Below are 22,322 nucleotides of genomic sequence, written 5' to 3'. Positions count from 1 at the left end.
GTGAAACCCCGCGTTCGTTTCGCCCCCTCGCCCACCGGTTTTCTGCACATCGGTGGCGCGCGGACGGCGTTGTTTAACTGGCTTTTCGCCCGCCACACGGGGGGGACGTTCATCCTCCGCATCGAGGACACGGACGAAACCCGGTCCACCCAGGCGTCGGTGGAGGCGATCTTCAACGGAATGCGCTGGATGGGACTGGACTGGGACGAAGGCCCCACCTCCGCCACCGACCCCACCCAGAGCAAGGGCTCCTTCGGCCCCTATTATCAAATGCATCGGCTGGACCATTACAAAAAATTCGCCGACCAGCTGGTGACTTCCGGGAAGGCCTTTTATTGCTTTGCGACCCCCGAGGAAGTTCAAAAATCCAAGGAAAAAGCGCAGCTTTTAAAAAAGCCCCCCAAATTTGTCAGCCCCTTCCGGGACATCACGCCCGCCCAACGGGAAGCCTTGATCAAGGAAGGAAAGCCGTTCACCGTCCGGTTTAAGACCCCCCAGGACGACGCCCCCGTTCAATTCGACGACCTTATTCGGGGTCCCATGAAGTGGGAGCACTCGTTGATCGAGGATTTCATCCTGCTCAAAACCTCGGGGGTGCCCACCTACAATTTCGCCTGCGTCGTCGACGATCACTTGATGGAAATCACCCACGTGATCCGCGGGGACGACCATCTCTCCAACACCCCCCGCCAGGCGTTGGTGTACGAGGCCCTGGGGTGGACGCCCCCCGTGTTCGCCCATCTTTCGATGATCCTCGGGGCCGACGGCCAACGCCTCTCCAAACGGCACGGGGCCACCGCGGTCGAAGAATACCGGGACGCGGGCTACTTGCCCGAAGCCACCCGAAACTACCTTGCCCTGTTGGGTTGGTCCACGGAGGACAGCCAGGATTTATTTACCCAGGACGAGCTGATTCAAAAGTTCACCGTGGAGCGTTGCGGGAAGAGCCCGGCCATTTTCGATCCGAACAAGCTGATTTGGATGAACGGCGAGTACATTCGCCAGTTGCCCTTGAAGGAACTCGTCGATCGGGCCATGCCCTTTATCCGCCAAGCCGGATTTCTGGCGGGGCAAGAGGAGGCGCGTCGCCGCGACATTGAGGCGGCCGTCGCCCTGGAGCAGGAAAAAGTGAAGCATTTGACGGAAATTCCAAGGCTCATCGAATTCTTTTTTAAGGACGTGGAATTCGATCCCGCCTCGGTCGAGAAAACATTAAAGAAACCCGACGTTCCGTCCCTGCTGGAAGAGGCTGGGACCGCCTTCGGGACCCTCGAGGCCTTCACGGCGGTTTCCACCGAAGAGGCCTGCAAGGCCCTGGCCGTCCGGCGGGGGGTCAAAAACGCGGCGGTGTTTCATCCGCTCCGGGTGTCCGTCTCGGGACGAACCCAGGGCCCCAGTCTATTTCACATGTTGGAAGTGATGGGAAAAGAAACGGTCCTTCGACGCCTCGCCGACGCCAAACAACGGCTCGCCGACGGGCGCCTGTAAATTCGGCGAATCGGGAGGAACACATGGGCAAAGTGACCAAAGCGTTGATGGGCATGGCGGTGGCGGCCGGGGCGGGGGCGTATTTTCTCTACGGCCAGGGCGCGGCCAAGAAACGGGCGAAGGTCAAAGGCTGGATGTTCAAAATGAAGGGGGATGTTCTTCAAACCCTGGAAAAATTGAAGTCGGTCAACGAAGAAGCCTACCACCGCGTCGTTGAAAAGGCCGCGCAACGCTACAAGGCCGCGGCGTCCGTCAACAAAACCGAGCTCAAAGGCCTCGTGGACGACATGAAAGCGGCCTGGAGCGAAATTCAAAAAGAACTTCAGTCCCTGAAGTAAGGGATCGGGTGGCATCGCGTCTTGCGATTTATTAATATATAACTAAATAAGTCATATATCATTGGGAGGCATTCACCATGTCCAACGAACGCAAAGGCGGCACCACTTTTAAGGGAAATCCGCTGACCCTGGTCGGCAACGAGATTAAAGTCGGACAAAAGGCGCCGGAATTTAAGGCGGTGGCCGGCGATTTGAGCGAAGTGAACCTCGCCAAGTCGGCCGGGAAAACGCGCTTGATTGTGGCGGTTCCTTCCTTGGACACGCCCGTTTGCGACGCCGAAACCCGCAAATTCAACGAAGGCGTCGCCAAGGTCTCCGGCGTTCAAACCTACGTTGTCAGCATGGACCTGCCTTTCGCCCAGGGACGCTTTTGCCAGACGGCGGGCATCAAAAACCTTCAAACCCTCTCGGACCACCGGGACGCTTCCTTCGGCGCGGCCTATGGCACGCTGATTAAAGAATTACGCCTACTTTCTCGCGCGGTGTTTGTGGTCAACGCCCAGGACGTCGTCACCTACGTGGAATACGTTCCGGAGATGACGAACCATCCGAATTACGAAGCCGCCTTGGCCGCCCTTCGCCAACCGGCGGGGGTGTAGACCCGTTTCGGCACAGATTCTCATCGGAATCGGGATTTGATAAAATCCCCTTCGGTTTTACCGGAGGGGATTTTATTTTCCTTTCGGAAAACTCGAAGGTTTTTGCCGGAGGAGGTAACGGTAGCGTGTGACGGAGGCGAGGGAGCCGACGAAATGGTTGGAGGGCGCTAGCCCGGAAACCGCCAGGCTTGCCTGGCCAGCGGCGATGAAAACGCCCCTCCCCCATAAAGCGTTCAACGCCCAATTTTTGCCGGAGGAGGTAACGGTAGCGTGTGACGGAGGCGAGGGAGCCGACGAAATGGTTGGAGGGCGCTAGCCCGGAAACCGCCAGGCTTGCCTGGCCAGCGGCGATGAAAACGCCCCTCCCCCATAAAGCGTTCAACGCCCAATTTTTGCCGGATGAGGTAACGGTAGCCTGCCAGGCTCTGAACCTGGTCGTCTAGGTTCGAATCCTAGTCCGGCAGCCATATAAATAGAAAAGGACGGTTCCCCACGGGACCGTCCTTTTTTTATTGGGTGATTTAGGGAAGCGTTTGTAGGAGACGGTCCACCAACGCCGGGAGATCCTGAAGGGCCAGGCGCGACACCCATTCCGTGCCCGTGGAGCCGCAAAGAACGGCGTTGGGGCCCTCTTCGCACCGGTCCATGCAACCGGAGGAGCAAACGCGGATTTTTTCACTTAAACCGCGCTCTTTGACGAGGCGCTTCAGTTCGTCTTTGAGTTGGGCGCCGACCCGTTCCGCGGCGGCGCAGGAAACTCGTTCGCCGACGGCTCGGGCATTGGTGCAAACGTAAACCATCTGGGGGAACGGCGGGGGTTGGGACCGCACGTCAGTTGGGATGGAAGGTTTTCAACGCGTCGTACAACGTCGTCCGTTGGACGGGGAGGAAACCGGCTTCGCGGATAAGGGCCACCACTTCATCGGTCGAAGCCTTGTTCACAAAACCCGCGGCCGCGTGGACGTTTTCATCGATCAACGTCCCGCCGAAGTCGTCGGCACCGAAATAAAGCGAGGCCTGGCCGGCCTTCTTGCCTTCCGAAAACCAGGAGGCTTGGATGTGGTCAAAATTGTCTAAGTACAAGCGGGAGGCCGCCAACATTCGCAAGTAAGGGACGGGCCCCGTTCGCTCGGGGTGGCGGCGCTCGAGCATCGTGTGTTGGGGTTTAAAACTCCACGGGATGAAGGCCGTAAAGCCGCCCGTTTCGTCCTGCAAGGAGCGAATGCGCTCCCAATGCTCCACAATGTCCTCGAGCGTTTCCACGTGCCCATACATCATCGTGGCGGTGCTTCGAAAACCGATTTGGTGGGCGGCGCGATGCACGTCGAGCCATTTCTCCGGTCCGCCTTTTTTGTGCGCCAGTTTTTGGCGGACGTTTTCGGTGAGGACCTCCGCCCCGCCTCCCGGCAACGTGCGCTGGCCCGCGTCCCAAAGGGCCGTCAACACGCCATCGACGCCCAGGCCGGACACCTGGGCCATGGTTTGAACTTCCGACGCCGTAAAGCAGTGGGGGGTGACCGCGGGGAATCTTTCCTTCATGGTGCGAACGATGTCGACGTAATACGAAAAGGGCAGAGCCCGGTTGTGGCCGCCCTGGAGGAGAATCGTGGTGGCGCCCTGGTTGACCGCGTTTTGGACCTTGGCCATGACTTGTTCCACCGTCAAAGCGTAGGCGTCGGCGTCCTTGGGACGGCGGTAAAAAGCGCAGAAAAGGCAATCGGTGTCGCACACGTTGGTGTAATTGGGGTTTGAGTCCACGACGAAAGAAACCTCGCGTCCGGGGTTCTTCGCCTCGCGAACGTGATTGGCCCAAGCGCCGAGTTCCAGAAGGGGGACTTCCTCGGTCAGCAACCACCGGCCGTCGGCGGCGTTGAGCCTCTCGCCGCGGAGGATCTTCTTTTCCAGGAGCCGCGGGTCAAACACGCACGGTCCCCGGGCCGGCGATCAAATCGCGGAACAACGCCTCGCCGCGCCGCTCGTTTTCCGTTAAACGATACACCAAGCCGTCGTAATACTCGTCCAGACGGGAAAAGGGAAGGCGAAGGGCGCGGGCCGCTTGCCGGCACATGTTCTGTCGGTTTCGATCAAAAGCTTCCAAGGAGGCTTCCAAGGCTTCTTCCAGCAGGGCTTTCCAATAGGGGGGCGTGGATTTTCGAACCATCCAGCGGGCGAACACAAAGGACGTCCCCTGCCACCGATGCCATTCTTCGGCCAAGTCAAAGGCGTGGGGAAAATCCCGGAGAAACCCCGGCTCCGGCGTCAGGGCCGCGTCGCCGATCAAAAGCCGGGCGTCGTCCGTCGGGCGGAACCCGTCTCGGAAACTCGTCTGAAAACCGTCCCGGACGGTGAGAAGGGTATGGAGAAGCCGGGCCGAGGTGGCCGTTTGGTCCGTGAGACCGATGCGGGCGCGGTCCAATTCGGTCCAGGGTTTCCGGGAGTACAAAACGACGCTTAAGACGCGGTTTCGGGCGGCGATGCCCAATTGACCCACCGGTTCGAAGTCCGCCTCCAAACGCCAGGCCTCCACCACGGGAATGACGCCGGCGTCGATGGACCCGGCCTCCGCCCAGCGAGCCAACAGGCGAGGCGACAGACAGGGCATCGTGTTCCACCGGCCGTCCAAACGAAAAGGAACGGTGTTTTGGTAGGCCAATTCCCCGACCCGCACCGGATACCGGAGGGCCATCATCGGGCCCCCACCGCCGTGATTTCCGGGGCGGAAGCCGGGGACCGCGGGTATTCGCGCACGACATTGTAAAGAGCGTCCCGCTCCACCGGCAGGCCCCCGGCTTCCCGAATAATCCGCAGGAGGCGTTCCCGGGCCATTCCGACCGGGGTTTGGGCTTTGGCCGCGTGCATGATGCGTTCCTCCAAAATGGTCCCGTCGATGTCGTCGGCCCCGAACCGGAGCGCCATGGACGTGGTCTCCTCGCCGACGGTGACCCAGTAGGATTTAATGTGATCGAAATTGTCCAGGAGGAGCCGCGAAATGGCGATGGTTTTCAGGTCGTCGATGGCGGAGGTTTGGCGTTCCACGATGCCCGTGTTGCCGGGTTGAAACGCCAGCGGGATGAACGACAGGAACCCGCCCGTTTCGTCCTGCAAGGCGCGCAGCTTCAACAGGTGGTCCAGACGCTCCTCCGAGGTTTCGATGTGCCCGTAGAGCATGGTTGCGTTGGATCGAATCCCCAGGCCGTGCGCGGTTCGGTGGACTTCGGACCACTTGGACCAACCAATTTTGAAGGGAAAGAGTTGTTTGCGCACGCGTTCGCTGAAGACCTCGGCCCCGCCGCCGGGCAGGCAGACCAGGCCTTCGTTCTTCAATTGCTGAAGCACTTCGGAGATGGAAATGTTTTCTTTTCGGGCAAAGAAATCAATTTCAACCGCGGTGTAGGCTTTGAGTTGAATATGGGGGTACGCCCGGCGAATCACCCGCAAAACGTTCAAGTAATCGTTGAAAGACCATCGGCGGTAAAGCCCTCCCACAATGTGGACTTCGCGAAGTTCGGGGGACAAACGGTCGAGAATTTCCTTCTCGGAAAGGACATAGGCGTTGTCCCAGCCTTCTTTGGAGGCGTAGTCGCAAAACTTGCAGGAGAGCAGGCAAATATTGGTGGGATTGATTTGCCGGTTGAAAACGAAGGTGGCCCGGTCGGCGTGCCGTCCCCGGCGGACTTGGTCGGCCATCCACCCCAAGCCCAGCAAATCGGGGCTGGCGTAGAGAACGCGTCCGTCTTCCACCGTCAGGCGTTGACCCGCGCGCACTTTGTCCCAGAGAAGGGGGAGATCCTTGTCCTTGAATATCATAAGCCGTATTCCTTCCAGCGCCGATTCACGCGGTGGACGATGTCTTCCTTCATGACCAGGGGTTTTGGGTAGCCCGATTTCCAGGTCGCGTCGACCCCCAGGGGCCCTAAATAGGCCGGCCAGGCGCCGTTCATCTTGACCGACGCGGGCACGACGTCCCGCGCGCAATCGAACCGCGTGAAAAGGCCCCACAGCAACAATTCGTCGTCGTCCAAGGGAACGTCCTCGCTGACGGCGGCGATTAAATTGTACCCCGAAAAGGCCGGGTTTCGGAGGATTTTTTCAATCAGGGGGCGTCCGGGGCCCGAGGTTCGCACCACCAACAGGGCGTCCCGCCAATTTCGGGCGGGGAATTCGACCCCGTCCACTTCGACCCGGCTCGGGCGCGCCGAGGTCGTTGGTTGGTTTTGGGGGCCGAGGGACGTGGCGTCCAGGATCATCTTGCTTCCCAAGTTCATTTTAAAGCTGGTGAAATCCAAGGTGTCCTGGGGCGTTCCGGGAAGAAGGATCCAGTCCTCGGCCGGATTAAAATGGGTTCGCAGCGCGTCCAGGACATCGCCGAATTTTCGCACGTTCACGGAGGGGTCCACCAGGACGACGCATTTGGTGAGGGACATTTGCCCCTGCCCCATGAGGCCCAGGGCGGTTTTAACGGCTTCTTTGGGGTATCGTTGGCGCACCGACGCGACCGCCAGGTTGTGGAACCCCGCTTCAAAATAAGCCCAAAGATCCACAAGCTCCGGACGCATGACTTTCAAAAGCGGCAAGAGCATTTCCTGCACCGCGTTGCCCAGGAACTTGTCCTCCTGCGGCGGCTTGCCGACCACCGTGGCCGGATAAATCGGGTTTTGGCGTCGATGAACTTTGGAAACGTAAAAAACCGGAAAAGGCGCTGCGTGGCTGTAGTGGCCGAAATGGTCGCCGAAGGGGCCCTCCAGGCGCCGCTCGTGAATAGGCACGTGCCCTTCCAAAACGAATTCGGCGTTGGCGGGGGCTTGAAGGCCGTTGGAAAGTGAAAAGACCCGGGTTCGCTGATTTCGGAGAAAGCCGGCGAAGGAAAGTTCGTCCATGTTTTCCGGCAGGGGAAGGACAGAGGCCAGGATCGTGACCGGATCGCCCCCGAGGGCCACCGCCACGGGCATGGATTCTCCCCGGGATTCGTATTCCGCGTAGTGGGCGCCGCCGCCCCGTTCAATTTGAATGTGCATGCCGGTGGTGCGCTCGTCGTAGACCTGCAGGCGGTACATGCCGAGATTCTGCCGGCCGTTGGACGGGCTTTTGGTGATGACCAGGGGGAGGGTGACGAACCGTCCGCCGTCTTCGGGCCAACAAGTCAAAACCGGCCACGTATCCAGGCGGGGCAATTCCACCACCGCCGGTCCGACGACCCGTTGGGGCCGCATTTTAAGGGCGCGAGCCACCAAACCCCGGTGGCGCCACAGGGCCGAGACGGTGGGCGGTGCGAAATCTTCGGCCGCCGCGGCCAATTCCTCGCCGATCTGGGCGGGGGCGCGGCCCAGAGCCCATTCCAGCCGTCGGGCGGTGGCCATGAAATTGATCGCCACAGGATAGGGGGAGCCCGTGGCGCGTTCAAACACAACGGCCGGGCCCCCGGCCTTCACCAGCCTGGTGGCGATTTCCGTCATTTCAAGGCGGGGATCCACTTCGGCCCGAACCCGAACGAGATCCTTTTGGGCTTCCAGGTGGGCCAAAAAGGACCCCAGATCGGAAAAAGGGGCGGTCAACGCATTTCTCTAGTCGAGATCGCGGGATCGCCAACCGGCTTCGACGGGCAAACCCAGAACGCCGCGGACCTTGTCGACGTAACCGTTGATGAGGTCCGGGAGGGAGGCGGGCTTTTGATAAAAAGGCGGGGAAACGGGCATGATGACGGCCCCCGCCAAGGAAAGCTTGTGGGCGTTTTCCAAATCGATGGTCGACAGCGGCGTTTCTCGCAGACAAAGCAGAAGTCGTCGGCGTTCCTTGAGAGCCACTTCCGCGGTCCGGGTGATCAAATTGTCGCCGATTCCGTGGGCGATCTTCCCCAGGGTCGCCATGGAGCAGGGGAGCACCACCACGGCGTCGACGGGGTTGGAGCCGGAGGCGATGGGGGCGTTCATGTCATCGTTGGAAAACACCTTTTTGGCGAAAGTCGAAAGGTTTTCGGCGGTCAGCCCGGTCTCCTGATGGAGCACCGAACGACCCCAACGGGACATGACCAAATAAACCTCCTCGGCCGTGGCCCGGCGCAGGAACTCAACGGCAAAAATGGAGCCGGAGGCTCCGGTCATGCCCAGCACAATGCGCATAAAATCTCCTTGGCGGTCGTCGCCGATTTAAAAATCCGGCCGAACGCCCACAAACACCATGGCCAGCACCACGAACCCCGTCAAAACGTTGATTTTGAAAAAGGCCAGATCCACGTGATCCACCAGCAAGTGTTCAAGAAACAGGAGCACCCCCGCGGTGAGGCAAAGAAAGGCCGCCGCGGAACCTCGGAGGCAAAAGAAAAAAAGAAGCCCCAGGGAACCAAAGGCCATCAAATGAGTCAAGGCGGAAAGCCGCAGGGCCGTCTGTTTTCCGAAACGCGCGGGCACGGAGAAAAGGCCTTCGCGGCGATCGAACTGCTCGTCCAGCGTAGCGTAAATGATGTCGAACCCCGCCAGCCAAAAGAAGCTGAACACGGCCAATATCCAGGCCGGACCGCTTCCGGGGAACCCGGGATTGACGGCGAACCACCCCGCCAGGGGCGCCATGGCCCAGGTAACCCCCAAACCGAAGTGGCAGAGCCAGGTGAACCGTTTCAGGGTCGGGTAAATGAGAAAAAGCAACGCCGGCACCCAACTCCAAATAAGGCAAAAGGAATTGATCTTGGTGGCCGCCCAAATATAAATTAACAGCCCCGCCAGCGCGACCAAAAAAGCGTCCCACAAGCTCAGGGCGCCGGTGGCCAGTTCCCGGCCGGCGGTGCGCGGATTTCGAGCGTCAATTTGGACGTCGATGATCCGGTTGAGCGCCAACGCCAAGGTGCGGGCGCCCAGGGTCGCCAAGAGGATCAGTCCCGTCACCGTCCAGGAGGGGAGGGTTCCCCGGGCCAACAACGTGCCCGAAAGGAGGATGGGAAGGGAAAAAAGGGTGTGTTCGATCTTGACGAACCGGGCGTAGGCCGAGAGTCTTTCCCTCAGGTCCACTCCCCGGGTGGGGGGGGCCATAACCGTCTCCATGTGCGCGCTATTTTAGCACATCCCGGCGGTCTTCGTGTTACAATGAGCGCCCATGGTTACCGTGCACAAAAACCCCCTGGTGGTGTTCGATATCGGCAACGTTTTGATCGCTTTCAGCATCGAACGGGCCCGCCGAAATTTTGACCGGGTGGAGCGCGGCTCGGGACGGCGACTCGTCGATAAAATATGGAACCATCCCCGGGGGTTGGCGTTTGAACGGGGGAAAATGACCGGGGCGACTTTTTTTCGCTGGATTCGACGCGAAACCGGGATCGGAATGAGCTATCGGCAATTTTGCGCGGCCTTTGTCGAAATATTCACGCCGCTGGAAAAGAATTTGGACCTTCTGGAGCGCCTGGCTTCGACCCATCCCACCGCCTTATTGTCCAACATCAACCCCATCCACTGGCGCCACGTGATGAAGCGATATCCCCGCCTTCGCCATGCCCGTTGGCGGTTCGGCTCCCACCGGTTGGGGGCGATGAAGCCGGCGACCGGGGTTTACCGGACGGTTTCCCGGATCACCCGCACCCCGTTCGAACGAATGGTCTACGTGGACGACCGGGGCGATTTTATCGCCGCGGCGGCCGCTCTGGGCATCGTGGCCCGTGTGTATGACCGACGGCGTTCCCTGGCCGCGGTTCTGCGGTCCGCCGGCGTTCGTTTTTAACCCTCCGCCCTCCTCATCTTTTAATCCAAACAGCCGATAGTGATCGGGAGGACCTCCGTCAACGCGGAGGGCCCATCCTTATGACTCATACCGCGTCGCTGATTTTTTCCTTTTGGCAAGGCCTCTGGGCCGGACCTGGTCGCGAAAAGACCCCCGATGAAAACCGGTGGGCCGGCCTGCTTCCGTGGACAATATTGATCATCGGACTGGGCCTGACCCTGAGTTTTTGGTCGATGTCCCTGTCCTCGTTGCCGCCCAACGTGTCGGGCGTTTTGTTGGCCCAGCCGCGAACCGCGACGGGGGCCTTCGTGGCCCTCCTGTTTTCCAACACGCCGTTGTGGATCCTGATCGGGGGAAGTTTTACCACCTTGGCCTTGTTCGGCCTCGGTTGGGCCTTGGCCACTTCCCAACGCCGCGCCGGTCTTCTGGCCCGGGAAATGACCCGGGAGCTTCGGGCGGCCGAGGCCGCCGCGCGCCGCGCCAGCCGGGCCAAGAGCGAATTTTTGGCCAACATGAGCCACGAGTTGAGAACCCCGCTCAACTCCGTCATCGGCTTCGCCAATTTGCTGCTTAAAAACAAATCCGGAAATCTGCATCCCGACGATTTAACCCGTCTGGAGCGCATCAAAGCCAACGGGTTTCACCTGCTGACCCTGGTCAACGACGTCCTCGACTTGTCGCGCGTCGAAGCGGGGCGAATGCCCCTGTTGTTGTCCGACATCGGTCTCGATATTTTGGTTTTGGAAACTATTTCGGAAATGGAATCGCGTATTTCGGAGAAAAAAGAAATCCGTCTGTTGACCGATCTCCCGCCCCGCCTCGCCGCTTTTCGAACGGACGAGCGAAAATTCAAGCAGGTGCTGATCAATTTGATGAACAACGCCTTGAAGTTCACGGAACAAGGGTCGATCACCATCGGGGTGTCGGCGGACCCGCTGACGGCCCGGCCGGTCCAATTGGAGGTTCGGGACACCGGAATCGGAATCCCCCCGGAAAAGCGGGAGGTGATTTTCGAAGCGTTTCAACAAGCCGACAACACCACGGCCCGGCAATTTGGCGGTTCGGGGTTGGGGCTGACGATTTCGGCGGCGCTTTTAAAACTCATGGGCCACCGATTGGAATTGGACAGCGACGTCGGACGGGGGTCGACGTTCCGGGTCGTTTTTGGGACGACGGACGGCGACGCGACGGATCCCGACGCCGTGACAGTTTCGGCGCCGACGGTCGATAATGTTTCCAAGGACAACTCCGCCTGATCGCCCCATGAGACCCAAATTGGATGTGGTGGAAGACAACGCCGACAATCGCCTGCTTCTGCGGGGGATTCTGGAGGATTTGTTCGACCTCCGGGAATTCGAAACGGGTCCCGAGGCCCTGGCCGCCATTTTGGCCGATCGACCGGACATCGTTTTGCTCGACATCTCGCTGCCCGGCATGGACGGGGTGGAAGTTCTGGTTCGTTTAAGGGAACACCCGGCTCTCCGGACTCTTCCGGTCGTGGCGCTCACGGCCCACGCCATGGTGGGCGACCGGGAAAAGTTCCTCGCTTTCGGCTTCGACGATTACGTCTCCAAGCCCATCGTGGACGAAAAGGACCTCTTCGACGCCATTCGGCGGTCCCTGGCCAAAAACGCGGCCGCCCCCCCGACGAGCGGAAATTCCCCGTCATGAACGAACTTACCGACATGCGGGGATTGTACCGGGAGATCCTCCGGGATCGACGCCGGGAATTGGAAGAGGGTTTGGGGAAATGGCGCGCCGCCCCGGAAACCCACGAGGAGGAACTCCGGCGTTTGGCCCACAAAATCGCCGGGTCGGGAAGCGCCTTCGGATTCCCGCGCATCACGGAGGCGGCGCGGGCGGCGGAGCACGCGCCGCCGGGGGAGGTGGGAGGCCCCGTGGATGAACTGTTGGCGGCCATGAACGCCGTTTTGGAAAGCCAACGGCGTTGTCCGGTGTTGGTGGTGGCGCCGGATTCCGCTTGGTTGACGGAATTTGAATCCCGGTTGGCGTCGTCCGGGCGTCCGGTGCTTCGCGCCCGGAGCGCCGGGGAAGCGGGGCCGCTCTTGAACGGCGAGGAGGTGGCCCTGATTGTCCTGGACCTCCTTCTTCCGGACCAGGACGGTCGGCGTTTTTTGGCCGAACTCCGGGAGGACGGATTGAACAGTTGCGTTCCCGTGTTCGTGCTCGCGGCCCACGTCAACGACGATTTGCGCAACGAGTGCCTGGCCTACGGTTCCGTTCGATGCTTTCAGAAGCCGGTCCCCGTCCCGACGCTGGTCCAGGCCATCGATGAGAAAGTGAAGGCCAAACCCGAAAACGACTCCGCGGTGGAAGGGTTCCTGGGACGGGTCGGATTGACCCGACTCTATCACCGCGCCGAAATGCTGCGGCGCGGCCTCCAAACCCCCTGGTCCCTGGCGATGATTGAAGCCGACGGCGACCCCGGGATCGGCGACGATCGCCTCGGTCCCCTTCTGCAACACCAGATTCAAGGCGGCGGCGCCGTTGGGCGCTGGGAAGAACGCCGATACGTGGTCCTGTTTCTGGAGCAGGGAATGGACCGGGCCGAGGAATTGCTTCAAGCGTTGTTGGAGCGGACGCGGCGGGAATCGCCGCCCATCTTTTTTCGAGCGGGTTTGGTCAATCTGATCGACAACCTTTCCATTGAAGAGGCGGTGGCGCGGGCCGGCACGGTGTTGCGTCAGACAACCGCCGATGGGGCGGCCCGGTTCGCCCGGTTTCAGGAACAATCCACGGTGGCGCGAAAAACCATTCTGTTGGCCGAAGACGACGAATTGGTGGTGGCCTTGGTTCGCCATCGCCTGGAACGGGAAGGCTTTTCGATCCGGTGTTTCAGCGACGGCGCGGAAGCATTCCAAAGCGCGGCGTCCATCCAACCGCACTTGATGATTTTGGACGTGAAAATGCCCGGCATGGACGGTTTCGAGTTGCTCGAACGGTTGCGGGCCCAGCCGATCTTTGAGCGAACGCCCGTTCTCATGCTGACCTCCATGGGGGACGAATCCAACGTGGTGAAGGGGTTGGCCCTGGGGGCCGACGATTACATCTTAAAGCCGTTTTCTCCCGTGGAATTGGTGGCGCGGGTTCATCGGCATCTCCGGGCGCGGTGACGGCGTGAATGCCCCGACGGTGTTCGAGCCGTTGTTGTGGGCGGTGGGTTTCGGCGCTTTGGCGTTGGTGGTGGGGGCCAGCGGTCTGGCCTTTTTTGCCGTCTTGTCCCGACTGGCGGGGGCCCAGAGAGAACGTCGACGGACCCGGTTGTTCGCGCGGTGGGAGACCCGCTGGATGAACGATTTCGGGGACGGCGGTTCCGGAAAAACGCCGGGCCGGGTGCGACCCGGCGAAACCCGGTACTTTCTTGAATTTCTATTGACCTACGCCGCGGCCTTGCGGGGTGGACGCCATCGCGACCTGGGGGAATTGGCCGAACCCCACCTTCCCTGGGTGGAGTTGTCTCTCCGAGCCCGGGACCCCGAAGAACGGGCGTGGGCGGTCCGCGCTTTGGGGGTTTTTGGACGGGGAACCCGCCATCGCGCCGTGGCCGCGGCTTTGGCCGATCCCGCCCCCCTGGTGTCCTTAAGCGCGGCTTTCGCCTTGGCCGGAACGCGCGACCCCGCCGCGGCGCTGGATATACTGAACCATCTCGACCGCTACGAGCGGTGGAACCCGCATTTTTGGGCCCACACCATCGCGCGCCTCGGACCCGGGATGACGTCGGAGTGCCGGCGCCTTTTTGAATCGCCGCAACGTTCCCCGTGGACCCGGCGGGTGATGGGGCTGGCGCTCCGCGAATTGCGCGACCTGGAATCGGCCGACGCCGCCGCCCGGGTTCTCCATCAGACCAGCGACACGGGGGTGGCGGTGGTCGCTCTTCGTCTTCTGGCGGCCTACGGGCGACCCGAACACCGTCCCCTGGTTCGTCCCCTGGTCGCCTCCGAGCATTCGGAAATAAGGTCCCTGGCTTTGGCCGCTTTGATGGTGATCGGAAACTCCAGCGACGCCGAATTGTTCGACGCCGCCCTTCAGGATCCCTCGCCCTGGGTGGCCTGGCGCGCGGCGGAAGGCCTCCGCCGCCTCCGGGGCGGCGCCGCGCTCAAGTCCAGGATCCTCGGCGACGCCCGGCTTCGGCCCTTGGGCCTGGAATTGGAGGGCGTGTCGTGACGTGGTTCGACGTGGCGGGCGGAATGGTCCTGCTCTATTTTTTAATCCTCAACACGGTGCAATTGGCCACGGCCATGATCGCCATCGGGAGCCTTCGCCGCTACCACCGCCGCTTTAAATGGATGGACGCGGTGGACGATTTCGTTCGACGGGGCGATCCCCCGTCCATCACCATCTTGCAGCCGGCGCACAACGAGGAACAAACGTGCGTCGGCTCCCTCCGCTCCCTGTTGACGCTGGAATACGCGTCCTACGAAATCGTGGTGATCAACGACGGTTCGACCGACGGGACGCTCGACGCCTTGACCCGCGCCTTTGCGCTCAAACCCACCGGGCGGTTTCCGATGGCTTCGATTCCGACCGCGAGCGTGCGGGGCACTTACCGCAGCGCGGTGAACGACAAATTGTGGGTGATCGACAAGGACAACGGCGGCAAAGCGGACGCGTTGAACGCCGGAATCAATTTCTGCCGGACGGCGCTGTTCTGCGCCATCGACGCCGACTGTTTGTTGGAGCGGGACGCCCTCACCCGGATCGTCCGTCCGTTCGTGGAGGACGACCGGACGGTGGCGGTGGGGGGCATCGTGCGCATCGCCAACGGCTGCCGATTCCAGGGGGGGCAAGTGGTCGACGTGCGACTGCCGAGCGCGTTGCTGCCGCGCTTTCAGGTGTTGGAATATCTTCGGGCTTTTTTAACGGGTCGAATGGGGTGGGACGCGATGAACGCGTTGCTGATCATTTCGGGGGCCTTCGGTTTGTTTCGACGGGAAACGGTGATCGACGCCGGCGGTTTCTCCACGACCACGGTCGGGGAGGACATGGAATTGGTGGTGCGTCTCCACCGGCATTGCCGGGAACGCCGCCGCCCTTACCGCATCACCTTCCTTCCGGACCCCGTCGCCTGGACGGAATGCCCCGAAACCTACGGCGCCCTGGCCCGTCAGCGCGACCGGTGGCAACGGGGATTGGCCCAAACCCTGGTCCGCCACACGCGAATGCTTTTCAATCCCCGTTACGGGGCGGTGGGAATGTTCGCCTTTCCCTATTTCTTTTTTCTCGAGATGCTGGGGCCCGTGATGGAATTGGGGGGGTTCGTGGTGTTCGGATGGGCCCTTTGGGAGCATCGGGTCTCTCTCGCCTTTTCCGCGGCGTTCGGTCTGTCCGCCTTCGCTTTCGGCATGGCCCTTTCGATCCTGACGGTGGCGCTGGAGGAGCTCTCGTTTCACCGCTACCATCGTTTTCGGGATTACGCGTTGTTGTTTTTGTTGGCCTTGATCGAAAACGTGGGCTACCGCCAATTGGGCATGTGGTGGAGGTTGAAAGGTCTTTGGTCCGCGGTTCGGGGCGTCAAGCGGTGGGGGGGGAATCCCCGATTGGGGTTTGCGCGAGGCCCCGCGTGAACCGCTGGTGGATCCTCGCGGCCTTCGCGGTCCCGTCGGGACTCTGGGCGCGGGACGCCGGCTATTGGGAAACCAAGGCCGGCACCGAGCAACAGAATTACGCCTCGGGCCGAACGGGTTGGTACACGTCCTCCTTTTCCGCCAAACGGATGACGGCCCGGGGGGATTCCCTCTCGCTGGGCGTCGATCGGGTCGCGCGTTTTACCCAAAGCGACAACGCGGCGGTCGTCGACACGTATGTGAGCGTGTGGCCCCGGGCGTACACGAATTTGCGCGTGCAAGCCACCCGAAAAGTCCAGATCCTCCCCAAAGCCGACGGTTTTTTTGAGCTTTACCAGGGGTTCGGACATCAATGGGAGGCTTCGGCCCGGGCGCGCCACATGAGTTTCGTGGGGGACAACGTGGATTTGTACAGCCTCTCCCTCGCGAAATATTACAACGAGTGGTATGGGCAGTCGCGCGTCACGTGGGTTCCGTCCCGGGACGGGGTCGGCGTTTCACGCGAATTTGTCATTCGGCGTTACGGCGGCAACGAAGACGAATTCGTCCAGCTGACGCTGGGACGAACGAGCCATTCGGCCGTCGGGGCCTTTACCCCCGGCGCCACGGGGGATCAGTCCACCTACGCCCACGCCCGCCTGCAGTTGTTGGTCCGGGATTGGTTCGGCCTTTCGGGGACGTTGATGTTGGAAGACGAAATCCATCTGCCCCCCAGAAAAGGCTTTTCCCTGCAGGTCTTTGTGCGATACAATGACTAACCATGCCTCCTTATCTTCGTCAAATTCCCGTGGGCCCCATGGAAAACTTCTGTTATTTGGTGGGGGACCCGACCGTCAAGAAATGTTGGATCGTCGATCCCGCCTGGGACGTTAAAACCGCCTTGGACATCGCCGCCGCCGACGGTTATTCCGTGGACGGCGCCCTGATCAGCCACAGTCATTTCGATCACTGCAACGCCGTCGAAACCCTCTTGGCCGGCCGCAACATCCCCCTGTACGTTCAACCGCGGGAATTGGAATACCTTGAAAAGGGAGCTCCCCGGGGCCTGTTTTGGGATTTGCCGAAGGACCACGTGCGTCCGGTGAAGGGCGGCGACACCCTGAGCCTTGGATCGACCCGCCTGACGATTCTGCACACCCCCGGGCACACCCCCGGTTCCCAATGCTTCCTGGTGGATGGACGCTTGTTGAGCGGCGATACGCTGTTTCTGGGGACCTGCGGCCGGTGCGATCTGCCGGGGGGGAATCCGCACGAATTGTTTGAGACGCTCAACGGGGTGTTGGCCAAATTGCCGGAGGATACGATTTTATTTCCCGGGCACAATTATTCCTCGCGGGGCACGCAAAGCACCCTGCGGGAGGAAAAAAAAGAGAATCGTTTTCTCAGTGTTCATCGTTTGGACGAATTTCTCGAGAAACTCGGGTTTTGACCGTGACGCCGCTCCCCTTTTCTATTTTCGACCATCTCACGTTGGGGGCGGGCGCGGGGTTGGCCCCGTTAAGTATTTTTCATCTTATCGGCTCGGACCTGGGGCCGTTCCTCAACGATCTCCTGAGCAGCGACGTCGCCGCCTTGTCGCCCGGGCACGGAACCTTGACCTGTTTGCTCTCGGCGCAAGGCCGATTGATCTCTCCGGTTTTTGTCCACAATCGCGGTCACGAAATGCTTCTTTTGACTCCGACCGGCGGGGCCGCCGGGTTTCGCGAAAACATGGCGAAATACGCCGGATTGTCGGAGCACCGTTTTGAGCAAATGACCGGATGGGTGGCTGTTTTCTTAACGGGCGCCCAAGCGGATGTTCGGGTCAACGCTCTTCCCAAGGCCTTTCACGTTGACTCCCGCCTGCTGGGGGTGGAAGGGTATCTCTGCGTGGTTCCCACGGAGGAGGCGCTGGCTCTTTTGCCCGCGATCCTCGGCAAGGGTTTTCCGGACGGCGTGCTGTCGCCCGAAACGTTCGAGGTCTTCCGGGTGGAAGGCGGGGTCGCCAAATTGAGCGTGGACGCTCCGCGCGATGTATCCCCGATGGAAATCCATCTCGACGATCTCGTGTCGAAGAAAAAAAGCTGTTACGTCGGCCAAGAAAGCGTCCGGCGTTTGCAGGTCCTGGGCCCCGCCCCCCGTTGCTTGCGCGCCATTAAATTGGCGGGCCCCGTGAAGGCGGGAACGGCGGTCCAGTGCAAGGGGGAGGAAGTGGGCCGCCTGACCACCGTCGTTGAGTCGCCCGCGTTGCGGGCGCCTTTGGGTCTGGCCTTGCTTCGGCGGGAAATGTCCGCCGTCGGTCAATCCTTGGACTTCCCGTCACGCGCCGGAACGGTGGCGGGACACGTTGTCCCTTTTCCCAATCTGCCCCCGGAATGACGTGCGATCGCCGGGGGCAACGGGGACCGTCGCTCTATCGGGGTCGCCGATATCGACCATTTTTGGGCGGTTAGCTCGGCGCCCGGAGTTCGGACCCGCCGGACCGAACGAGGACGCACGCCCCGTCGAATTTGGACGGGGCAGCGGGGCCCGCAACAGCACAGTTTTCGGGCGGTTAGCTCGGCGCCCGGAGTTCGGACCCGCCGGACCGAACGAGGACGCACGCCCCGTCGAATTTGGACGGGGCAGCGGGGCCCGCAACAGCACAGTTTTCGGGCGGTTAGCTCGGCGCCCGGAGTTCGGACCCGCCGGACCGAACGAGGACGCACGCCCCGTCGAATTTGGACGGGGCAGCGGGGCCCGCAACAGCACAGTTTTCGGGCGGTTAGCTCAGCGGTAGAGCGTTCGCCTTACACGCGAAGGGTCGCAGGTTCAAATCCTGCACCGCCCAATTTTTCCGTTGGATTCGTCCCGCCGGGAACGTCTTGAAAACTGGGGCGTCGCCTGTTATATTTGTTCCATGTGGGCTCGCTCTCCCCTCCGTGGATTCACTCTCATCGAACTCATGATTGTCGTCGCCATCATTGGTCTGTTGGCCGCCATCGCCATTCCGAAGTTTGCGGAACTCGTGCGAAAATCCAAAGAGGCTTCTGTGAAAGGGCAATTGGGATCGATGCGGTCGGCCATTTCCATCTATTATTCGAACAATGAAGGAATTTACCCTGGGGATGATTTAAGCGCCCTGACCATCGGCGGGATGTATCTTAACGAAATTCCGGTCACCGCCATTCCTCCTTATCATGATTCAATGGCCGGCGTGGGCAATAATGGCGCTCTGGGGTCGGCGGCGATATTTTCGGATATGGCCATGCAGCCGCTTTGGCGTTATTGGAATTGGCCGCCGTCCATGGGGGGCGCCGGAACTCAAGGGCAGTTGTGGATCGGTTGCACCCACACCGACACACGAAGTTCAACCTGGTCCAATTATTGACCAATTCGTGTATAATACCGGTCCCAAGAACAAGCATCCATTTTGGGGTCGTGGTGTAGCTCGGTTAACACGCCGCCCTGTCAAGGCGGAGACCGCGGGTTCAAATCCCGTCGACCCCGCCATTTACGTAAGCATCGAACGAAGGAAAAGGGTCTGACTGCGATAAGCGGTTGGACTCTTTTCTTTTTAAGGCGGGCGGGCAAGCGGGCGGGGCGGCGGGCAGAGTCGCGGCGGCGGGAGTCACTCCATTTTGCAGTTCTCCGACGGGCGGGCGGCCAATGCGGAAGTCTACACACACCCTCTTTTTGGAGTAACGAATCTGTTGAATGTGCCCACGAACCCCCAGGCTTTTTTCGATTCCGGGTTTGCGCGCGCATATTCTCAAAAATCCTTGTAAATGATTTTGGACGTTTTGGACCGTTAAACCCTCCTCCTGGCGGGAGGGTTCATATCCCGCCGAGTCAACAGATTGGGTTTGTATTTTAACCTTAAAGAGCAGGTTTTCCAAATAGTCCGGGTCCATGGATATGCGATGGATATTTCTCTGGATCGTTTCATGGAACCGGTCCGCTCCGATCTGTTTTGTGGCGCAAGAGTTCCATCCCTTGTGGCCGATGGTGGAACAGCGGTAGTAGTAATATTTTCTCCCTTGCCCTCTCTTGGTGACCTTATTGGTGAAGGCCACCGTCATGGATGATCCGCACTCCTCACAGCTAATAAGTCCGGCGTAAGGAAGGAGGATCGAATGGTCCGGCCCCCGGCGCGGTCCCTTGCTGATAATTTCCTGAACATGGTCAAAAAGCTCTTTCGAGATAATCGCCGGGTGCTGGCCGGGATGAGTCGCCCCTTTATGGACCACAGCGCCGGTATAGATGCGTTTCTTGAGCATGTGCCAAACGGTTGAATCCGTGAAGGGATTTCCTTTGCGAGAGACGATCCCCTTTTCCTTCAATGCCCTAAGAACACCCCGGATCGAGCGCGTTTTGACGTAGGTTTCAAAGATTAGCCGAACCTCCTCATCCCTAGGAGGATCAAGGGCCAGCCCGCCCTTTTCCGCCTTATACCCGTGGGCGGGACAACCGCCGACATATAACCCACGTTTAAATCGTTGAACAACCTTGTCCCTGACCCGCTCCGAGGACAATTCCCGCTCGAATTGGGCGAAGGTCAACATGATGTTCCTCAATAATCGGCCGGCGGGCGTCGAGGTGTCAAAACGCTCCGTCACGGAAATAAACCCAACCTTGTGGGCCTCGAAAACCTCTATCAACTGATAGAAATCACGGGGAGATCGAGTCAGACGGTCAATTTTATAGACGATAACCATATCAATGAGGCCCGCCTGGACATCAGAGATGGCATGACGAAGCCCTGGCCGATCCGTGTTTGCGCCCGTATAACCGGGATCGGTGTAGACGCCACCGACAACGAAACCCTCCTGGCTGGCTATAAAGGAGCGGATGCGGTCTTCCTGGGCCTCACAGGAGTTATACTCCAGTTCAGCTTGTTGGTCCGTGGAAACCCGGGTATAAATGGCGCACCGGGTGGGCCTCTGCTTTTCGGGGGCGTCAGTCTTTACGGCAACAGTGGGCTTTTGATTTCCGTGTGCGTCAATCTTTGGCGTATTTGACGTTGGCATTTTGGTTTTCCTCCGTAGAAAGCGCTTTCAACCAAAATGATGTTCTCCTTGCCCCGACGGGGAGAGGCCGGGAGAGGGGAACCACCTTGGGGTTGCGCGCGCGGGTTTGGAATCGAAAAAAGCCTGGGGGTTCGTGGGCACATTCAACAGATTCGTTACTCCAAAGAGGGTGTGTGTAGACTTCCGCATTGGCCGCCCGCCCGTCGGAGAACTGCAAAATGGAGTGACTCCGCCGCCGCGACTCTGCCCGCCGCCCCGCCCGCTTGCCCGCCCGCCTTAAAAAGAAAAGAGTCCAACCGCTTATCGCAGTCAGACCCTTTTCCTTCGTTCGATGCTTACGTAAATGGCGGGGTTTACGTTGGGCCGCCGATTGTGATCCCGCTTTCCTTCCCAAACCTTTCCCACAACTATTGGGAAAACTATGACCTGACCGGGGAATACCCCGTGAAGCGGCTGGAGGCGGCCCCTCCCCCGTAGACGGGTTTGAGGTTACCCGCGCGGACTCTGACCGAGCCGTGGGAGGCGAGGAAAATGCCTGGAGGGCCACCCCGCAAGGCCGCCCTACCTTTTCCTTCTCATCCTCTTTTTGACCGTCGACCGCTATCGCGCGCTACGCGGGAGCCACTCTATTTATCCTCCACGGTGTAGAGACAGAGACGCATTGGACATTGACCTTGGCGCGGCGGCCACGACCTCTCGGGCTCGAAAACCAGAGCCGCCCATTGTCGCCCCCGAAAAACCCAAACCCGCCCCCGCTGAAAAGACCGCTCCGGTCGGGACGCTTCCGGGGAGAAAACCCGAACGTCGTCCGCCCCCTTGGTCGCTCGTCGGCCCCGCACGACGAACCCGCGCGGGGCCAACTCGCTCCGCCGCCCGCGCGGCTGGACGGCGCACACTCCGGTAATCTGTTCCAAACCGGCTCCGGTTGATTCGCTTCCCCCGGAAAACCCCCTGACGCTGACTGCTTCGGTTGGGTCGTTTCACCCCAGGGCGCTCGCCGCGCGGCGGAGAAACGCCGCCGCACTGGCTCGCTCGGTCGCCCCGGCGATTGTATCGTTATCCCTCCGCTAGAACAAAACCCCGCTTCGGAGTAAGTCCGCGGCCCGCACTCAGGCTCGGTTGTTGCCGCAAACAGGCATTTGCTGGCGGACAGGTCGCCCGGCGCGGGGCCACTCCACACTGGTGAGGGGAACGCTGTCCGCTCCGGGGCTCGGCACCCCAATGCCCCCAAGGTCTGCCCCTCCCTCTCCTTCTCGCGCGCGCATGCTTCTCGTTTTCAATCTTTCAGCCCACAAAGCCCGACATGTGGAACGTGGCGGGTTTGTGGGTGATTTTTGCAGTATTGTTTCTTCAAACCAATTGAAATAGAATGTCTTTGTTTAATATGATACGTTTTTTAACGTTATGTAATATTGTATTACACAACGATATATTTAGCAAGTTGGGGGAGGGTTAATTGAGGCAAAAATCAACAAAAGATTTGACCCATGTCGCGGCTTATCTTCCTAAAGAACTTTTGAAGAAGATCAAGGAAAAAGCCGACAAAGATCGACGATCCGTTAGCTCGGAAGTGGTTGTGTTGTTGGAAAAAGCCTTGGGCCATGAAACGGGGAAAGCATAATC

22 protein-coding genes and 3 tRNA genes are annotated in these 22,322 nt (G+C 60.2%); 17 read left to right on the top strand and 8 right to left on the bottom strand.

The window, feature by feature from the left end:
- The 4 genes from IPP68_04085 to IPP68_04070 all read left to right on the top strand — a co-directional run bounded on the left by IPP68_04085 (position 1) and on the right by IPP68_04070 (position 2,892).
- On the top strand, positions 1 to 1,488 hold the full coding sequence (locus IPP68_04085) for a glutamate--tRNA ligase (GenBank protein ID MBL0349539.1): 1,488 nt from the start codon (positions 1 to 3) through the stop codon (positions 1,486 to 1,488).
- Positions 1,489 to 1,511: 23 nt separating this feature from the next.
- The gene (locus IPP68_04080; GenBank protein MBL0349538.1) at positions 1,512 to 1,826 is read left to right on the top strand and encodes a hypothetical protein; all 315 of its coding nucleotides are present in this window, start codon (positions 1,512 to 1,514) and stop codon (positions 1,824 to 1,826) included.
- Between the two features lie 77 nt (positions 1,827 to 1,903).
- On the top strand, positions 1,904 to 2,425 hold the full coding sequence (tpx, locus tag IPP68_04075; protein MBL0349537.1) for a thiol peroxidase: 522 nt from the start codon (positions 1,904 to 1,906) through the stop codon (positions 2,423 to 2,425).
- Positions 2,426 to 2,818: 393 nt separating this feature from the next.
- Positions 2,819 to 2,892 (top strand) — tRNA-Gln (locus IPP68_04070).
- Positions 2,893 to 2,946: 54 nt separating this feature from the next.
- On the opposite strand, the gene IPP68_04065 is transcribed toward IPP68_04070, so the two are convergent.
- From IPP68_04065 to IPP68_04035, 7 genes are read right to left on the bottom strand one after another with little or no spacing between them, the layout of a single operon-like run.
- Entirely contained in the window at positions 2,947 to 3,255 is a 309-nt protein-coding gene (locus IPP68_04065) for a (2Fe-2S) ferredoxin domain-containing protein (protein ID MBL0349536.1), read from the bottom strand.
- Position 3,256: 1 nt separating this feature from the next.
- Positions 3,257 to 4,348, bottom strand: coding sequence for a dehypoxanthine futalosine cyclase (gene mqnC / locus IPP68_04060; GenBank protein MBL0349535.1), 1,092 nt, complete (start codon positions 4,346 to 4,348; stop codon positions 3,257 to 3,259).
- Positions 4,341 to 5,114 carry a menaquinone biosynthesis protein gene (locus IPP68_04055; protein ID MBL0349534.1) on the bottom strand — a complete coding sequence of 258 codons (774 nt, stop codon included), beginning with the start codon at positions 5,112 to 5,114 and terminating at the stop codon, positions 4,341 to 4,343. Before IPP68_04055 ends, mqnC begins: the two co-directional genes overlap by 8 nt.
- A complete protein-coding gene (mqnE, locus tag IPP68_04050; GenBank protein MBL0349533.1) occupies positions 5,111 to 6,232 on the bottom strand; it encodes an aminofutalosine synthase MqnE in 1,122 nt (373 codons plus the stop codon). Before mqnE ends, IPP68_04055 begins: the two co-directional genes overlap by 4 nt.
- Positions 6,229 to 7,977 (bottom strand): UbiD family decarboxylase, encoded by a 1,749-nt coding sequence (locus tag IPP68_04045; GenBank protein MBL0349532.1) that lies wholly within the window; start codon positions 7,975 to 7,977, stop codon positions 6,229 to 6,231. The genes mqnE and IPP68_04045 overlap by 4 nt, the downstream gene beginning before the upstream one ends.
- Before the next feature lie 9 nt (positions 7,978 to 7,986).
- Positions 7,987 to 8,541, bottom strand: a complete 555-nt coding sequence (locus IPP68_04040; protein MBL0349531.1) for a UbiX family flavin prenyltransferase — start codon at positions 8,539 to 8,541, stop codon at positions 7,987 to 7,989.
- Between the two features lie 27 nt (positions 8,542 to 8,568).
- Positions 8,569 to 9,444, bottom strand: a complete 876-nt coding sequence (locus IPP68_04035) for a UbiA family prenyltransferase (GenBank protein ID MBL0349530.1) — start codon at positions 9,442 to 9,444, stop codon at positions 8,569 to 8,571.
- Between the two features lie 64 nt (positions 9,445 to 9,508).
- Here IPP68_04035 and IPP68_04030 point away from each other — a divergent pair, with 64 nt between their 5' ends.
- The 12 genes from IPP68_04030 (at position 9,509) to IPP68_03975 (ending at position 19,182) form a co-directional block, all read left to right on the top strand.
- Complete coding sequence (locus IPP68_04030; protein MBL0349529.1) at positions 9,509 to 10,126, top strand: hypothetical protein; 618 nt, start codon at positions 9,509 to 9,511, stop codon at positions 10,124 to 10,126.
- An 80-nt stretch (positions 10,127 to 10,206) separates the two neighbouring features.
- On the top strand, positions 10,207 to 11,382 hold the full coding sequence (locus IPP68_04025; GenBank protein ID MBL0349528.1) for a hypothetical protein: 1,176 nt from the start codon (positions 10,207 to 10,209) through the stop codon (positions 11,380 to 11,382).
- 7 nt (positions 11,383 to 11,389) lie between these two features.
- Positions 11,390 to 11,797: a response regulator gene (locus tag IPP68_04020; protein MBL0349527.1), complete on the top strand. Its 408-nt coding sequence runs from the start codon at positions 11,390 to 11,392 to the stop codon at positions 11,795 to 11,797.
- Positions 11,794 to 13,260 (top strand): response regulator, encoded by a 1,467-nt coding sequence (locus IPP68_04015; GenBank protein ID MBL0349526.1) that lies wholly within the window; start codon positions 11,794 to 11,796, stop codon positions 13,258 to 13,260. The genes IPP68_04020 and IPP68_04015 overlap by 4 nt, the downstream gene beginning before the upstream one ends.
- 4 nt (positions 13,261 to 13,264) lie before the next feature.
- Positions 13,265 to 14,311 (top strand): HEAT repeat domain-containing protein, encoded by a 1,047-nt coding sequence (locus IPP68_04010; GenBank protein MBL0349525.1) that lies wholly within the window; start codon positions 13,265 to 13,267, stop codon positions 14,309 to 14,311.
- Between the two features lie 122 nt (positions 14,312 to 14,433).
- Entirely contained in the window at positions 14,434 to 15,711 is a 1,278-nt protein-coding gene (locus IPP68_04005; protein ID MBL0349524.1) for a glycosyltransferase, read from the top strand.
- Positions 15,708 to 16,469, top strand: a complete 762-nt coding sequence (gene yaiO, locus IPP68_04000; protein MBL0349523.1) for a YaiO family outer membrane beta-barrel protein — start codon at positions 15,708 to 15,710, stop codon at positions 16,467 to 16,469. Before IPP68_04005 ends, yaiO begins: the two co-directional genes overlap by 4 nt.
- 2 nt (positions 16,470 to 16,471) lie before the next feature.
- Positions 16,472 to 17,140, top strand: a complete 669-nt coding sequence (locus IPP68_03995; protein MBL0349522.1) for an MBL fold metallo-hydrolase — start codon at positions 16,472 to 16,474, stop codon at positions 17,138 to 17,140.
- A 2-nt stretch (positions 17,141 to 17,142) separates the two neighbouring features.
- Positions 17,143 to 18,069 carry a hypothetical protein gene (locus IPP68_03990; protein ID MBL0349521.1) on the top strand — a complete coding sequence of 309 codons (927 nt, stop codon included), beginning with the start codon at positions 17,143 to 17,145 and terminating at the stop codon, positions 18,067 to 18,069.
- Between the two features lie 379 nt (positions 18,070 to 18,448).
- Positions 18,449 to 18,520: transfer RNA gene (locus IPP68_03985), tRNA-Val, on the top strand.
- A gap of 69 nt (positions 18,521 to 18,589) precedes the next feature.
- Positions 18,590 to 19,060, top strand: coding sequence for a prepilin-type N-terminal cleavage/methylation domain-containing protein (locus IPP68_03980; GenBank protein MBL0349520.1), 471 nt, complete (start codon positions 18,590 to 18,592; stop codon positions 19,058 to 19,060).
- A gap of 44 nt (positions 19,061 to 19,104) precedes the next feature.
- A tRNA-Asp gene (locus IPP68_03975) sits at positions 19,105 to 19,182 on the top strand.
- On the opposite strand, the gene IPP68_03970 is transcribed toward IPP68_03975, so the two are convergent.
- Positions 19,161 to 20,699, bottom strand: coding sequence for a recombinase family protein (locus tag IPP68_03970; GenBank protein ID MBL0349519.1), 1,539 nt, complete (start codon positions 20,697 to 20,699; stop codon positions 19,161 to 19,163). The genes IPP68_03975 and IPP68_03970 overlap by 22 nt on opposite strands.
- A gap of 1,456 nt (positions 20,700 to 22,155) precedes the next feature.
- Here IPP68_03970 and IPP68_03965 point away from each other — a divergent pair.
- Positions 22,156 to 22,320, top strand: coding sequence for an Arc family DNA-binding protein (locus tag IPP68_03965; GenBank protein MBL0349518.1), 165 nt, complete (start codon positions 22,156 to 22,158; stop codon positions 22,318 to 22,320).
- The last annotated feature ends 2 nt before the right edge of the window (positions 22,321 to 22,322 follow it).

This window comes from Elusimicrobiota bacterium, from assembly GCA_016722575.1.
Lineage (GTDB): Bacteria > Elusimicrobiota > Elusimicrobia > FEN-1173 > FEN-1173 > JADKIY01.
The sequence above is the reverse complement of the archived record's forward strand: the minus strand, read 5'-3'. Positions and strand labels throughout refer to the sequence as shown.